The sequence below is a fragment of the Kribbella alba genome (assembly GCF_039529635.1).
Taxonomy (GTDB): Bacteria; Actinomycetota; Actinomycetes; order Propionibacteriales; family Kribbellaceae; genus Kribbella; species Kribbella alba.
The window spans coordinates 199,729-214,059 of sequence record NZ_BAAANE010000007.1; the positions used below are offsets into that span (position 1 = coordinate 199,729).

A 14,331-nucleotide genomic window follows, 5' to 3' on the forward strand; every position below is an offset into this window, starting at 1 on the left:
CGGATCAGCTCCCTCGATAGGTGGAAAAGGCGAACGGGCTGAGCAGCAACGGGACGTGGTAATGCCGCTCGTCGGTGATCGTGAAGGTCACGGTGACCTCGGGAAAGAAGATGTCCTGGCCGGACGTCGCCGCGTAGGTCGCGACATCGAACCAGAGCTGGTAGGTGCCGGGCTCGAGCCCGTCGGGCGTCAGCTTGGTGATGCGACCGTCGTCGTCGGTAGTGCCCGTGCCCAGGGCAACGGCCTGGTCGGCGGTGATCCGGGACAGGCTGACCGGGACACCCCGGGCGGGTCGCCCGAGGCCGGTGTCCAGAACATGAGTGGTGACGGTGCTCATGCCGGGATCTCCTCGTCCGCAGCGTCCCCGGCGACGACTTTGGCCAGGCGGAGGACGGCGATCTTGCGCAGTTCGTCCCGCACGACCGCGGCCTCGGTGGCGTGGTCGTTGGTCAGCCGCCGGCGCAGGCTGGTGAGCATCTCCTGGGCCGACAGGCCGGTGGCGCAGATCAGGAAGACCCGGCCGAAACGCTGCTCGTACTCGCGATTGCCTACCGCCAGTGCGGCCCGGATCCCGGCGTCATCAGCGACTCCCGCCTGTTCGCTGCGCGACCACGCGGCCTCGGTGCTGTCGCCATCCGGTCGGTCGCCGATGCGCGGGTGGGCGGCCAGCGCCTGGTCGACCTCGCTGTCCTCGAGGTCTCGCACCGCCAGGTCTGCGACCTTGATGACCGCCGGGGCGTCGCCGTACGGCCGGCCGGCGAGGATGCCGTCGACCCAGCGAGGGACGTCGCAGCAGGCCGCCAGCATCGGACGCAGCCGATCGGCTGGAGCGTGGTTGAAATCCTGCAGATCCACCGATTACCCCTTCTCGTTCGCGGTGTCGACGTGCAGCAGTTGGCCATCGATCCAGACGGCGCGGACGTCTGCGGGGGTACCGAGTGTGAAGACCCGGGCCAGGACGTCCTCGGCGTCGGCGGCGTGGGTGACACCGACGGCCAGCGGCGAACCGTCAGCCGGACGGAGCAGTTGGGCGTCGAATCGCTTGCCGACGCTCAGGTCGCCGACCTCGGCGCTCAGGCCGAGCGCCTCGGCGCCGGCTGTCGTTGCCAGATGCAACAAGTGGGCGGCAGTTAGCGGATGGCCGTGGTCGCCGAGCAACTGCTGGCAGAAGTAGGCCTGCAGCCCCTCCTTCAGCAGTGAGAAGCCCGTGCCGGCACCGACGTCCGAGCCGAGCGCGACCCGCACGCCGTGGTCAAGGTGCCGTCCGAGCGGGAACAGGCCGCTGCCCAGGACGGCGTTGCTGGTCGGACAGTGGGCAACCGTCGCACCGCTCTCGGCGAGCAGCTTGAGCTCGACGTCCGTCGGGTGGACGTTGTGGGCGAGCACACTGCGGTGGTCGAGCAGCCCGTGCCGGTCGTAGGTGCCGGCGTAGTCGCTCCCACCGAAGAGCTCGGCCACGGTGGCGATCTCCGCCTCGTTCTCGTTGAGGTGCGAGGTGAACAACGCACCCGGGATCTCCTCCAGCACGGTGTGGCAGACCTCGAGGAGGTCGTCCGTGCAGGAGAGCGAGAAGCGCGGAGTCACGGCGTACCGGTTGCGACCGACGCCATGCCACCGCGACGCCAAGGCGAGCGACTCGGTCTGTGCGCGCTCCGGGGTGGTGAGCAGCTCCGGCCGCAGGAACCGGTCGCTCACGACCAGCCCGCTGGTGATTCGCAGGCCAACACGTGAGGCGGCGCTGAAGAGCGTGTCCACCGCGTCGGCGTAGTGGGCACCGAAGACCAACGCGCTCGTCGTGCCCGCGGCCGCGAGGCCACGGACGAATTCGGCGGCGACGCCCGCGGCATAGCCGACGTCGGCCATCCGGGCCTCCTCGGGCAGCGCATACTTGTCGAGCCACTCCAGCAGGGGCATGCCCATGCCGCCGACCGCGCGGATCTGCGGGAAGTGGACATGCGTGTCGACGAACCCGGGGAGCACCAGGCCGCCCGTCAGGTCGACGATGTTCTCGGCCGGGTGCGCGCGGCGGAGTTCCGGGTAGGGCCCCCGGGCGGAGATCATGCCGTCCTCGACCAGTAGTGCGGCGTCGGTGGCGACCCGCAGGGTGCCGCCGGTGAACGGGTTGTGCGGGGTGTCGAGGAACGTGCCTCGGAACAGCGTCATGCCTTTGCCTCACGGTGGGCCGGCGCGGAGTTGCGCTCGGCAATGAACAGTTGGAGCAGCCAGGCCGCCACGCTGACCGCGATCGTGGCCGGCTCCTTGCCGGTCAGCTCGGGCAGGCCGATGGGCGTGGTGATCTTCGCGATCGCCTCGGCCGGATTGCCGTCGTCGGCGAGCTTGCGGCGGAACCGCGTCCATTTCGCGCTGGACCCGATCAGGCCGATCGTGGCCAGCTGTCCGCTGCGCAGCGCCGCGTCGCAGAGGGCGGCATCCTCCGCGTGGTCGTGGGTCATCACCAGCGCATGAGTTCCCGGCGGCAGCTCGCCGACCACGAGCTCCGGCAACACCGGGACGTGGTGGACATGCACCCCTGCCACGGCGTCGTCGAGCACGGACAGGCGTTCGGGAAGCAGCTGGCCCGGCCGCGAGTCGATGAGGTGCAGCTCGACGTCGTGCCGGGCAAGGATCCGGGCGAGCTCGAGGCCCACGTGTCCCATCCCGAAGATCGCGACGGACGGAACCACCGGCAGCGGTTCCAGCAACAGCTTCACCTCGCCGCCGCAGCACTGGACCGCCCGCTGGTACGGCGCCTTGTCCGACAGCGCGAACTCCAGTACTTGCGGTTCGGTGGCACGGTCCGCGAGCAGGGCCCGCGAACGCTCCACAGCGACTGCCTCCAGATTGCCGCCGCCGACGGTCGCCCAGGTGCGGTCCTCCGCGACCACCATCTTGGCCCCGGCCTCCCGCGGAGCGTGCCCGCGCACCGACATCACGGTCACCAGTACGCCGGGTCGCCGCTGTTCACGCAGGCGCTGCACCGCTCGCATCCACTCCATCTCGGACGTCACACTCCACTCAACCTGGCGGGGGAGCGGACTCCCTCGCGCTCGAACCCGTCGAGTTGCCCGTGGAGGTGACCGGCTTGCCGGGCGCGGTCGAGCGCCCAGTAGACGGCCTCGGGCGTGGCGGGCGAGGGCAGGTCAACGCTCGTCCCCACGGGGCCGAACGCCGCAGCGGCCTGCCGCAGGGCCTCTCGCACGGAGAAGGCGAGCATCAGTGGCGGCTCCCCGACAGCCTTCGAGCCGTAGACGGCGCCATCCTCATGGGCCTTCTCCAGCAGGTGGACGTTGAAGACCTCCGGCATCTCCGAGAAGCTGGGCAGCTTGTACGTGCTGGCAGCCTGGGTGGCCAGCCGGCCGCGGTTCGGCCCGTCGCTCTCGTCCCAGCGGAGGTCCTCGAGCGTCAACCAGCCGGCGCCCTGGACGAACCCGCCTTCGATCTGGCCGACGTCGATCAGCGGGCTGAGGCTGTCGCCGACGTCATGGACGATGTCGACCCGGCGCAGTGTGTAGGCGCCGGTGAATCCGTCGACCTCGACCTCGGCGGCCGCCACGCCGTACGCGAAGTACTTGAAAGGCTCTCCGTGCATGGCGGCGGGGTCCCAGTGCAGCCCTTCGGTGCGGTAGAAACCGGCCGCCCACAGTTGGACGCGCTGGTGGTAGGCCTCATGGACGACCTCCTCCCACCGCAAGCCCTCCCCGGTGGACGACAGCCCGCGCAGGATGCCGTCCGCGAACCGCACGTCGTGGGCACTGATGCCGAGCCGTCCGCCGGCGACCTGAGCAAGGCGCTCGCGGATCTGCTCACAGGCGTTCTTGATCGCAGCACCGTTGAGGTCGGCGCCGGAACTTGCCGCGGTGGCCGAGGTGTTGGGCACCTTGTCGGTGCGGGTCGGGGCCAGCCGGACGCGATCCAGCGGGACGCCGAGCGTCGTGGCCGCCACCTGCAACATCTTGGTATGCAGGCCCTGCCCCATCTCGGTGCCGCCGTGGTTGATCAGAACCGAGCCGTCCTTGTAGACATGCACCAGCGCCCCGGCCTGGTTGAACGCGGTGAGGTTGAACGAGATGCCGAACTTCACCGGTGTCATCGCCACCGCCCGCTTCGTGTGCGGGTGGGTTGCGTTGAACCGCTCGATCTCCACCCGCCTGCGCGCGATCTCTCCGGACTCGAGCACCTGGCTCCAGCAGGTTTCCAGCCGGTCGGCGTGGCGGACCGGCTGCCCGTACGGCGTGGTGTGGTGCGGCTGGTAGAGATTGCGGCGCCGCAGCTCCATCGCGTCGTACCCCAGCAGGGGCGCGCACCTGCCCAGAAGGTCCTCGACGACGAGCATGCCCTGCGGCCCGCCGAAGCCGCGGAAGGCTGTCTGGGAAGTCTTGTTCGTCTTGGCGATCCGGCCGTCGACGCGAACGTTCGGGATCCAGTACGCGTTGTCGATGTGGCACATCGCGCGGGCGAGAACCGGCTCGGAAAGGTCGAGGCTCCAGCCGCCGTCGGCGGTGAGAGTGGCGTCGAGCGCCACCAGGTGTCCGTCGTCGTCGAAGCCGGCCCGCCATTCGCTGTGGAAACCGTGGCGCTTGCCTGACATCGTGACGTCCTGGGTGCGGTTGAGCCGCAGCCGCACAGGCCGACCGGTCAGGGTTGCGCCGAGGGCCGCGATCGCGGCGAACCCGTGGGGCTGCATCTCCTTGCCGCCGAAGGCTCCACCCATCCGCAGGCACTGCACGGTCACCGCGTGGCTGGGCACGCCGAGAACGTGGGCAACGATCTCCTGGGTCTCCGACGGGTGCTGGGTGCTGCTCTGGACGAAGATCTGGCCGGCCTCGTCGACCAAACAGAGCGCGACGTGGGTCTCGAGGTAGAAGTGCTCCTGGCCGGCGAACTCGAACTCGCCGGAGAACACGTGGGGCGCCTGGGCGAGGGCCGACTCGAGGTCGCCGCGCTCCAGGTGCCGCCCCGTTCCCTGGAAGTTGCCCGCGGCAATCGCCTCGCGGACCGTCACCAGCGACGGAAGCTGTTCGTACTCGATCTCCACGGACGCGGCGCCGAGCCGGGCAGCCTCCAGGGTCTCTCCGAGCACCCAGCAGACAGCGTGTCCGTGGAACATCACTTCGGTCGGGAAGAGCGGCTCGTCGTGCTTCACGCCGGCATCGTTGATCCCCGGCACGTCGTCGGAGGTCAGGACGCGGACCACCCCCGGCACGTCGTACGCGGGCTTCACCTGCAGAGCGGTGATCCGCGCGTGAGCGTGCGGGGACTGCACGGGCCACGCGTGCAGGACGTCGCGGGTGCGCCCGACGAGATCGTCGGTGTAGAGGGCCTCCCCGGTGACGTGCAGCGCGGCGCTCTCGTGCGGCAGCGCCAGGCCGACGACCGCCTGCTGAGGTCGTTCAGACAGCGCACTCATTCGGGTCTCGCTTCTGGTGCGAGGTGCTGGGCGTAGAAGCGGAGCAGCGACTGGCCGAGCATCGCCGACCGGTACGGCGCGCTCGCCCGGTGGTCGTCCATCGGTGTGCCCTCGCCTGCCATCACGGCGGCGGCCTCGCGAACGGTCCGCTCGGTCCATGGCCGGCCTGTGAGGGCGTCCTCGGTGGCCCGGGCGCGCAGCGGCGTCGCCGCCACCCCGCCGAGCCCGATCCGGGCGCGACGCACGACACCGTCCTGGACCTCCACGCAGTAGCCGACCGCGACGCTCGAGATGTCGTCGAAGCGTCGCTTGGCGATCTTGTGGAAGGCGGTCAGTGCCGGCTCTTCCCCCACCCCACCAGCTCCGGTCGATGCCAACGGCAACGGAATGATGACAGCCCGGATCAGTTCGTCGCGAGCCTTGAGGGTTTGCCGGTAGCCGGTGAAGTAGTCCGCGAGCGGAACGATCCGCTCGCCGCGGCGAGACGCAAGCACGAGCGAAGCGTCGAGTGCGAGCAGCGCGGGCGGTGTATCGCCGATCGGCGACGCGGTGCCGAGGTTGCCGCCGATCGTGGCGCTGTTGCGGATCAGCCGCGAGGCGAACTGCGGGAACATCTGCGCCAGCAGTGGAACCCGTCCGGCGAGCAGCCGCTCGATCTCGCTCAGCGTCAGGGCAGCGCCGATCCGTAGCTGATTCCTACCCCGCCCCACCGCCCCGGTCGCCTCACCGGGTCCGAACTCGAACTCCCGTAGCTCGGCCAGCCGGTCCACGGCGACGACCAAGGGAGCCCGAACGCCCCGCAGGTTCACCTCGACCCCGACGTCGGTCGACCCTGCCACGAGCTGCGCGTCGGGTCGCTCGGCCAGCAACTCGAGTACGTCGTCGAGCCCTGCCGGCCGGCGGAACTCCGCCCCGGCTACCGTCAACCTGGTGGGTGCCGGCTGGGGCGGTGGTATGGACCTGCGTGCCGCGAGCGCATCGTCCGCCTCCGGACCGCCTAGCGCGTACGCCGCGTCCCGGATCGGGCGATAGCCGGTGCATCGGCACAGGTTTCCGCTGAGGGCATGGAGGTCGAAGCCGTTGGGGCCGTGCTCGTGGTCGCACTGCCCGGCCGCGGGCGCAGTACGGCCGGAGCGGTAGTACTCCGCGGCCATGCTGCACACGAAGCCCGGAGTACAGAAGCCACACTGCGATCCGCCGCGGACGGCCAGCTCCTGTTGCACCGGGTGCAGGGCGGTGCTCGAACCCAAGCCTTCCGAGGTGATGACCTCCTGGCCGTCCAGGGACCCGAGCGGCAGCAGGCAGGCGTTCACCGCGGTCCACTCGGTTGGACTGTCGATCCCGGGCCGGGCGACGAGGACCGAGCACGCGCCGCACTCACCCTCGGCGCAGCCTTCCTTCGCTCCAGTCAGGCCCCGGTCGCGGAGCCAGTCCAGCACGGTCGTGTGGACGGGAACGCCATCGAGGGGGGTGTCCTTGCCGTTGACCTTGATCGCCGGTGCGCGCAGGGTCGGGATCGTCGTACTCATCTGCTGCTACTCCAGCGGGTCCGTGCGCTGTGGATGGGGTTCGCGTCCTGCAGGAAGTCGTCGTACCGGTAGCCGGCGATCTTCGCGATCTCCAGCAAGGCGGCGGCGTGCTCCTGGTTCTCGCAGTTCCCGAGGCGCTCGCGGCCCTGCTCGACGATCCGGTCGAAGGAGTCCGCGTCCCGCACCGAGATGACCAGGGGGAAGCCGAAGCGCTCGCGGTACGCCTCGGTGATCGCCTCCAGCTCGTCGCGATCCGGCTCGGCCAGGAAGGTCAGCCCCCGTGTGGACTGGTCTCGCAGGGACGCCTCGCCGCTGAGGCCGTCGGCGACGAACTGCGAGCCGAGCTGCGGATAGGCCTCGATCAGTTGGCGCTGTTCCTCGTGCGACCCGGAGAAGAGTGCCTCCTGGAACGAACGACGCAGTGCGTGGGTGTCCGCGAACGGGCGCATGTCCCAGGCTCGTTCGACCATCCAGCGGGGACCCTGGAACAGGCCGGCGAAGGTCTCCACGAACTCGTCGCGGTTCATCCGGTTCACCTGGTCCAGGCGCACCGTGTCACCCGGCTGCCCGGCCACCGCGGGGCCGAAGTCCTTGCCCACGTGGTGGAAGAGGATGTTGAGCCCGATCGCGGTGAGGCTGCCCAGGGTGATGCCGCTGCCGAAGATGATCTCGGCCCAGCCCGGCACTGCCTGGGCGACCTGCGGCTGCGCCGTGACGTACATGGCCAGGCCGACGCTGGTCGCGACGATGACCACGTTGCGATGGTCGTGGAAATCGACCTTGGCCAGGGTCTGGAAGCCCACGACGGCGACGGTGGCGAACATCGCCAGGGCCGCGCCGCCCAGCACGGGGTGGGGGATACCGGCGACCACCGCGCCTGCCTTGGGCACCAGGCCGAGCAGGATCATGATGGCGCCGGCCGCCGCGACCACCCATCGGCTCTTGACCCGGGTGAGCCGGACCAGGCCGACGTTCTCGGCGAAACAGGTGTAGGGGAAGGAGTTGAAGACGCCGCCGATGGTGGTGGCCAGGCCGTCCGCGCGCAGGGCACGGGCGATGTCGTCGCGGCCGATCCGCTTCTCGACGATCTCGCCGGTGGCGAACACGTCACCGGTGGTCTCCACCGCGGTGATCAGCATGACCACGACCATCGAGATGATCGCGGCGACCGAGAACTTCGGCCAGCCGAAGTAGAACGGCGTGGTGACGCCGACCCAGCCCGAGTCGCCGACCGCGGCGAAGTGGGCGTCCCCGAGGACCCACGCGACCAGGGTGCCGACGACCAGGCCGACCAGCACCGCGACCGTTGCCATGAACCCCTTGAAGACCCGCTGGATCGCCACGATCAGCGCGAGCGTCCCCAACGCGTAGGCCAGGTTCTTGCCGCTGGTCGGGTTCGACGTCGGGCCGGCGCCGCCGGTGGCGTCCGCGGCCGCGACCGGTAGCAGCGCCAGGCCGATGATGGTGATGACGGAGCCTGTGACCACCGGTGGGAAGAACCGGATCAGCCGGCTGAAGTACGGCGCGATCAGGAAGGTGGCCAGGCCTGCCACCAGCACTGCGCCGTAGATCACCAGCAGGCCGTCGGTCCCGCCGCCCGCGGCGAGGCCGATCGCGATCATCGGCGATACCGCTGTGAAGGTGACACCCTGCAGTAGCGGAAGCCGTACGCCGACCTTCCAGAAACCGACGGACTGGATGATGGAGGCGATCCCGCAGGTGAACAGGTCGGCGTTGATCAGATGCACGAGCTGCGCCGTGCTCAACCCGATCGAGTTCGCCAGCAGGATCGGTACGATCACCGCGCCGGCGTAGAAAGCCAGGACGTGCTGGGTGCCGTACACGGCGAGCCGTCCCGGGGACAGCACCTCGTCGACGGGATGACGGGTGGCACGGCGGCTTGGTCGCAGGACTGCCTTCATCGGACACCTTCCAAGGGGTCGCGGCGGATCTGACCTGCACGACAGCTTGGGCTCAGGCCGTCGCCCGCGGCAACGAAGGAACCTCCGAAGTTGAGCCGCTCCAGGAGGGCCGGATCTGTGCGATCACCCAAACCGGGCGGTCAGAGCGACTTGAGCGCCAGGAACACGTCGACGCGATCCTCGAACTGGGACAGATCGCGACCGGTCAGTTGCTCCACGCGTTCGATCCGGTAGCGAACTGTGTTGACGTGCAGGTGCAGCGCCTCGGCCGTCCGCGACCACGAGCCCGAGCAGGCGAGGAATTCCTGCAGCGTGGCGATCAGCTCGGCGCCGGTGCGGCGATCGTGCTCGAGCACCGGCCCGAGCACCCGCAGGGTGTAGGTCCGCCGGACGTCGTCGGGCACCGTAGCGAGCAGGAGCACATGCGAGGCGACCTGGTCCGAGGTCACCACGGACACCGGCGTACTGCCGGCCCTGGCCACCCGGTGGGCGAACCGCGCCTCCTCCAGCGCGCCGGCCAGCGCGTCGAGGGCGGTCTCGCCGCTGACGCCGACCGCGAGCCTCGCCCGTGGCAGACCGGGCGAGAGGCGGCCGAACGCCCGGCGTAGCAGGTCGGGGAGCTCGGGGGACGACGGCAGCAACCCCACCAGCAAGCCGTCCCGCCCCGGTGCCACCACCGCGGCGCCGACCGTCAGCGCGACGTCCTCGAACAGCGTGACTGCGACCTCGGCCGGGCCGTCGCCCCGAAGTACCTGACCGGGGTGGTGGGGTGGGGGCAGCATCAGCTCCGTGACGGCGACCACCATCGGACGGTCCGAGTGCGCACCGGCCTGCCGTAGGCGGGTGGCGACCTCGGCCTGGGGGCCACCGGATTCGATCAGGGTCAACGCATCGGCCACCAGGGGGCGCAGCGCCAGTCGACCCTCGTCCCGGCGCACGCGGTCCAGCGCGGCGATGGCGCACAGCTCCTGCACGGTTTCGACATGGTCGCGCGGCCATTGTGCGTGGTCGCCGTCGATGACCAGCACCCAGGCGGTCAGCCGGTTGCCGAGGCCTGATCCGACCGGGAACAGGCTGTACGACGTGCCGCCGGCGTCGGCGACGGCGGGGGTGCGATCGGCGGTGAGGAACCGACGGGTGACCGCGTCGAGCGTCTCGTCGTCCAACTCGCCAGGACCCGGTACGACGTGCCGGCCGGTGGAGGTGATCACGCGGCAGTGGTGCCCGATGTCGGCGGAGATCCGGGCCGCGAGCTCGTCGAGGCTACGCCCGGAGGCGATCGCCGAGAGCAGTTGGCGCTGGCGCACGAGGCTCGCTGACAACCGAGCGCCGGTGTCGGCCGAGCTCGCGGCTGCCACGTGCTCGGTCACATCCGCGAACGCGACCTCCGTGGGCACCTCGATGAGGGTGACCTGGTGGCGGCGGCACGCCTCGAGCAGGTCGTCGGGGACACCGCCCAGCAGCGCCTTGCCGGCGAGGATCGTGGCGGCGCCCCGCCCGGCCACCGAGGCCACGAAGGTCTCGCTGTCCGCGTCGCTGCGGCGCCAGACCAGACCGGTGAGCACCAACTCGCCACCGTTGAGGTAGTTGCCGGGTTCGAGCAGGTCGGTCGTGACCAGCCGCCCGATCGGCCGGTCGGGTGCACCTGGGGCCGCGGAGAGCAGGCGAAGCCCCAGCTCGGGCGCGTCGAGCAGCTCGGAGAGCAGCACGGCACACCTCCTCTGGCCGACGCGGTGACCGAAGCCGGTCCTTGGAGGAACGTACAACGCCCGCACGCGCGCCCGGAACCATCAGCCCGATCCTGGCGGGGGCCTGCGCCGCCGCCGACCGCGGAGCTTGACGCGTCTGCGATCGCCGTCCTATGGTCCTTTCGCAGGACAGAAACAAACTTCCACAATACGGAATTAGCGAGGAAGGGACGCCATGAGTCACGCGCTGCGCTACGAGGTGAACTGCTCGATCCTGTTCACCGAGCTGCCGCTGCTGGAGCGTCCGGCAGCCGCCAAGCAGGCCGGCTTCGACGCCGTCGAGTTCTGGTGGCCGTTCGCCGAGGCGGTGCCGTCGGACACCGACGTCGACGCGTTCGTGACCGCGATCGGGGACGCCGGCGTGCGGCTGGCCGGTCTCAACTTCTTCGCCGGCGACATGCCCGCCGGCGACCGCGGCCTGGTGTCCTGGCCCAAGCGATCCAGCGAGTTCCGGGACAACATCGACGTCACCGTCGGCATCGGTGAGCGGCTCGGCTGCCGGGCCTTCAACGCCCTCTACGGCAACCGGGTCGATCGCGACTCCGCCGGCCGGCAGGACGAACTCGCCGTCGAGAACCTCGGGTTGGCCACCCGTGCCGCCGCGAGGATCTCCGGCACCGTGCTGGTCGAGCCGGTCAGCGGCGCAGAACGGTATCCGCTGCGGACCGCGGCCGACGTACTGGTCGTCATCGATCGGGTGCAGGCGTCCTACGACGTACAGAACGTCGGTCTGCTCGCCGACCTCTATCACCTCGCGGTCAACGGCGACGACGTAGACCGGGTGATCGCCGAGCAGGCCGGCCGGATCGCCCACGTTCAGATCGCCGACGCGCCCGGCCGCAACGAGCCGGGCACCGGCACGCTTCCACTCGAAGGCCAGTTGGCCGCCCTCGCGGCCCACGGCTACACCGGCTGGGTCGGTCTCGAGTACAAGCCTTCCACCACCACAGTCGAGAGCTTCGGCTGGCTGCCGCGCGAGCGCCGTGGCGTCGCCGGGCCGTCGCCGGCTGACACCCCATTGGAGATTCAGTCATGACCAACATCGCCTTCATCGGCCTCGGCATCATGGGCAGCCCGATGGCCGTTCATCTCGCCAACGCCGGTCACCGTGTGGCCGGCTACAACCTCGACCCTGAGCGGACCAGGCCGCTGGTCGACGCGGGCGGACGCGCCGCGGAGTCGATCGCGGACGCCGTGAAGGGCGCCGACGTGGTCTGCGTCATGGTGCCGGACTCTCCCGATGTCGAGTTGGTGCTGACGGGCTCGGGTGGCGTGTTCCAGAACGCCCGGACCGACGCGCTGATCATCGACTTCTCCAGCATCCGGCCCGACGTCACCGTCGAGCTGGCGCGCCAGGCCCGGGCCAACGGCTTCCGGGTGCTCGACGCCCCGGTCTCCGGTGGTGAGGCCGGAGCCAGGAACGCCGCGCTGTCGATCATGGTCGGCGGCGAGGCCGGTGACTTCCAGGCCGCGAAGCCGCTGTTCGACGCCGTCGGCAAGACCGTCGTCCACGTCGGCGCGAGCGGCTCGGGGCAGACGGTGAAGGCCGCCAACCAGCTGATCGTCGCGGCCAACCTCCAGGCACTGTCCGAGGCGGTGCTCTTCCTGGAGGCGTACGGGGTCGACACCAAGGCCGCCCTCGAGGTGCTCGGTGGCGGACTGGCCGGTTCGGCCGTGCTGAACCAGAAGAAGGAGAACATGCTCTCGCGCTCCTTCCAGCCCGGCTTCCGGATCGACCTGCACCACAAGGACATGGGCATCGTCACGGCGGCCGCCCGCGAAGCCGGCGTCGTCGTACCGCTCGGCTCACTCGTGGCCCAACTGGTGGCCTCCGCCCGCGCGAACGGCGACGGCGGCCTCGACCACTCCGCGCTGCTCCGGGGCGTCGAACGCCTCTCTGGTCAGAGCACAGCCGGCAAGACTCAGGACTGAGGAGAGTTCAACGATGACACGCATGCGCGCGGTTGATGCCGCGGTCCTGATCCTGGAGAAGGAGGGCGCCGTCCAGACCTTCGGTCTACCCGGCGCCGCGATCAACCCCTTCTACAGCGCGATGAAGAAGCACGGCGGGATCAAGCACGTGCTGGCCCGCCATGTCGAGGGTGCCTCGCACATGGCGGAGGGCTACACCCGCGCGAAGCCCGGCAACATCGGTGTCTGTATCGGTACCTCGGGCCCCGCCGGGACCGACATGATCACCGGCCTGTACTCCGCTTCGGCAGACTCGATCCCGATCCTGTGCATCACCGGCCAGGCCCCGGTGGCCAAGCTGCACAAGGAGGACTTCCAGGCGGTCGACATCACCTCGATCGCCAAGCCGGTCGCCAAGTGGGCCGTCACGGTGATGGAGCCGGCTCAGGTGCCCGGTACGTTCCAGAAGGCGTTCCAGCTGATGCGCGAGGGCCGGCCGGGTCCGGTGCTCGTCGACCTGCCGGTGGACGTGCAGGTGGCCGAGATCGACTTCGACATCGACACCTACGAGCCGCTGCCAGTCGCCAGACCGGCCGCGACGCGGGCCCAGGCGGAGAAGGTGCTCGCGCTCCTCGGCCAGGCCGACCGGCCGCTGATCGTCGCCGGCGGCGGAGTGGTCAACGCCGACGCGGCCGACCTCCTGGTCGAGTTCGCCGAGATCGTCGGAGTGCCGGTCGTCCCGACGCTGATGGGCTGGGGCACTATCCCGGACGACCATCCGCTCGCCGCCGGAATGGTGGGCCTGCAGACCTCGCACCGGTACGGCAACGCCACCCTGCTGGCTTCCGATCTCGTGCTCGGCATCGGCAACCGCTGGGCCAACCGGCACACCGGTTCGGTCGCGACCTACACCGAGGGCCGGAAGTTCGTGCACGTCGACATCGAGCCGACCCAGATCGGCCGGGTGTTCGCGCCGGACTACAGCGTCGTCTCCGACGCGAGGGCCGCACTCGAGGTCTTCGTCGAGGTCGCCAGGGACTGGGCCGCGGAGGGCAAACTGGCCGACCGCTCCGCCTGGGCGGCGGATTGCCGGCAGCGCAGGACGACGCTGCAGCGCAGGACGCACTTCGACAACGTGCCGATCAAGCCGCAGCGGGTCTACGAAGAGATGAACCGGGCCTTCGGACCCGACACTCGCTACGTCAGCACCATCGGGCTGTCGCAGATCCAGGCCGCGCAAATGCTGCACGTGTACCGGCCCCGGCACTGGATCAACGCCGGCCAGGCGGGCCCCCTCGGGTGGACGGTGCCGGCCACGCTGGGCGTCGCCACCGCCGACCCGGACAGTACTGTCGTGGCTCTGTCGGGTGACTACGACTTCCAGTTCCTGATCGAGGAACTGGCGGTCGGCGCGCAGTTCAACATCCCCTACATCCACGTGGTCGTGAACAACTCCTACCTGGGGCTGATCCGTCAGGCGCAGCGCGGCCTGGAGATGGACTACTGCGTGCAGCTGTCGTTCGAGAACATCAACAGCCCCGAGCTCAACGGCTACGGCGTCGACCACGTCAAGGTCGCCGAAGGCCTGGGCTGCAAGGCCATCCGGGTGTCCGAGCCGGACGAGATCCTGCCGGCTCTCGAGCAGGCCAAGAAGCTGATCGTCGAGTACCGGGTCCCGGTCGTCGTGGAGGTCATCCTGGAGCGGGTGACGAACGTGTCCATGGGCACCGAGATCGACGACATCGTCGAGTTCGAGGACCTGGCCGAGCGCCCCGAGGACGCGCCGACCGCGATCGCGCTGCTCGACTGAGAGG

Annotated in this window: 11 protein-coding genes; 3 read left to right on the plus strand and 8 right to left on the minus strand. The window is 69.9% G+C overall.

Annotation, left to right across the window (positions count from 1 at the left end):
- Positions 1-4: 4 nt before the first annotated feature.
- The 8 genes from uraH to ABD210_RS18995 form a co-directional block, all read right to left on the minus strand.
- Positions 5-337, minus strand: a complete 333-nt coding sequence (uraH, locus tag ABD210_RS18960; protein ID WP_344113018.1) for a hydroxyisourate hydrolase — start codon at positions 335-337, stop codon at positions 5-7.
- Positions 334-855, minus strand: coding sequence for a 2-oxo-4-hydroxy-4-carboxy-5-ureidoimidazoline decarboxylase (uraD, locus tag ABD210_RS18965; RefSeq protein ID WP_344113020.1), 522 nt, complete (start codon positions 853-855; stop codon positions 334-336). Before uraD (ABD210_RS18965) ends, uraH begins: the two co-directional genes overlap by 4 nt.
- A 3-nt stretch (positions 856-858) precedes the next feature.
- The gene (gene guaD, locus ABD210_RS18970) at positions 859-2,163 is read right to left on the minus strand and encodes a guanine deaminase (RefSeq protein WP_344113022.1); all 1,305 of its coding nucleotides are present in this window, start codon (positions 2,161-2,163) and stop codon (positions 859-861) included.
- Positions 2,160-2,987, minus strand: a complete 828-nt coding sequence (gene xdhC, locus ABD210_RS18975) for a xanthine dehydrogenase accessory protein XdhC (protein WP_344113023.1) — start codon at positions 2,985-2,987, stop codon at positions 2,160-2,162. The genes guaD and xdhC overlap by 4 nt, the downstream gene beginning before the upstream one ends.
- 17 nt (positions 2,988-3,004) lie before the next feature.
- Entirely contained in the window at positions 3,005-5,407 is a 2,403-nt protein-coding gene (gene xdhB, locus ABD210_RS18980) for a xanthine dehydrogenase molybdopterin binding subunit (protein WP_344113024.1), read from the minus strand.
- On the minus strand, positions 5,404-6,936 hold the full coding sequence (locus ABD210_RS18985) for a xanthine dehydrogenase small subunit (protein ID WP_344113026.1): 1,533 nt from the start codon (positions 6,934-6,936) through the stop codon (positions 5,404-5,406). Before ABD210_RS18985 ends, xdhB begins: the two co-directional genes overlap by 4 nt.
- Positions 6,933-8,858, minus strand: a complete 1,926-nt coding sequence (gene uraD / locus ABD210_RS18990; RefSeq protein WP_344113027.1) for a 2-oxo-4-hydroxy-4-carboxy-5-ureidoimidazoline decarboxylase — start codon at positions 8,856-8,858, stop codon at positions 6,933-6,935. Before uraD (ABD210_RS18990) ends, ABD210_RS18985 begins: the two co-directional genes overlap by 4 nt.
- 140 nt (positions 8,859-8,998) lie before the next feature.
- Positions 8,999-10,567, minus strand: a complete 1,569-nt coding sequence (locus ABD210_RS18995) for a PucR family transcriptional regulator (RefSeq protein WP_344113028.1) — start codon at positions 10,565-10,567, stop codon at positions 8,999-9,001.
- A 214-nt stretch (positions 10,568-10,781) separates the two neighbouring features.
- Between ABD210_RS18995 and ABD210_RS19000 the strand changes: the two genes are divergently transcribed.
- Genes ABD210_RS19000 through gcl form a run of 3 tightly spaced genes read left to right on the plus strand, consistent with a single transcriptional unit; the run spans position 10,782 to position 14,327 of the window.
- The gene (locus ABD210_RS19000; protein WP_344113030.1) at positions 10,782-11,642 is read left to right on the plus strand and encodes a hydroxypyruvate isomerase family protein; all 861 of its coding nucleotides are present in this window, start codon (positions 10,782-10,784) and stop codon (positions 11,640-11,642) included.
- Positions 11,639-12,538, plus strand: coding sequence for a 2-hydroxy-3-oxopropionate reductase (locus ABD210_RS19005; protein ID WP_344113031.1), 900 nt, complete (start codon positions 11,639-11,641; stop codon positions 12,536-12,538). The genes ABD210_RS19000 and ABD210_RS19005 overlap by 4 nt, the downstream gene beginning before the upstream one ends.
- A 13-nt stretch (positions 12,539-12,551) precedes the next feature.
- On the plus strand, positions 12,552-14,327 hold the full coding sequence (gene gcl / locus ABD210_RS19010; protein ID WP_344113032.1) for a glyoxylate carboligase: 1,776 nt from the start codon (positions 12,552-12,554) through the stop codon (positions 14,325-14,327).
- Positions 14,328-14,331: the final 4 nt, after the last annotated feature.

What these genes read in the sequence shown, in the direction of transcription:
- xdhB (WP_344113024.1), bottom strand. Translation starts at nt 5,407, where the DNA reads ATGAGTGCGCTGTCTGAACGACCTCAGCAGGCGGTCGTCGGCCTGGCG.
- gcl (WP_344113032.1), top strand. Translation starts at nt 12,552, where the DNA reads ATGACACGCATGCGCGCGGTTGATGCCGCGGTCCTGATCCTGGAGAAG.
- guaD (WP_344113022.1), bottom strand. Translation starts at nt 2,163, where the DNA reads ATGACGCTGTTCCGAGGCACGTTCCTCGACACCCCGCACAACCCGTTC.
- ABD210_RS18985 (WP_344113026.1), bottom strand. Translation starts at nt 6,936, where the DNA reads ATGAGTACGACGATCCCGACCCTGCGCGCACCGGCGATCAAGGTCAAC.
- xdhC (WP_344113023.1), bottom strand. Translation starts at nt 2,987, where the DNA reads ATGCGAGCGGTGCAGCGCCTGCGTGAACAGCGGCGACCCGGCGTACTG.
- uraH (WP_344113018.1), bottom strand. Translation starts at nt 337, where the DNA reads ATGAGCACCGTCACCACTCATGTTCTGGACACCGGCCTCGGGCGACCC.
- uraD (WP_344113027.1), bottom strand. Translation starts at nt 8,858, where the DNA reads ATGAAGGCAGTCCTGCGACCAAGCCGCCGTGCCACCCGTCATCCCGTC.
- ABD210_RS19005 (WP_344113031.1), top strand. Translation starts at nt 11,639, where the DNA reads ATGACCAACATCGCCTTCATCGGCCTCGGCATCATGGGCAGCCCGATG.
- ABD210_RS19000 (WP_344113030.1), top strand. Translation starts at nt 10,782, where the DNA reads ATGAGTCACGCGCTGCGCTACGAGGTGAACTGCTCGATCCTGTTCACC.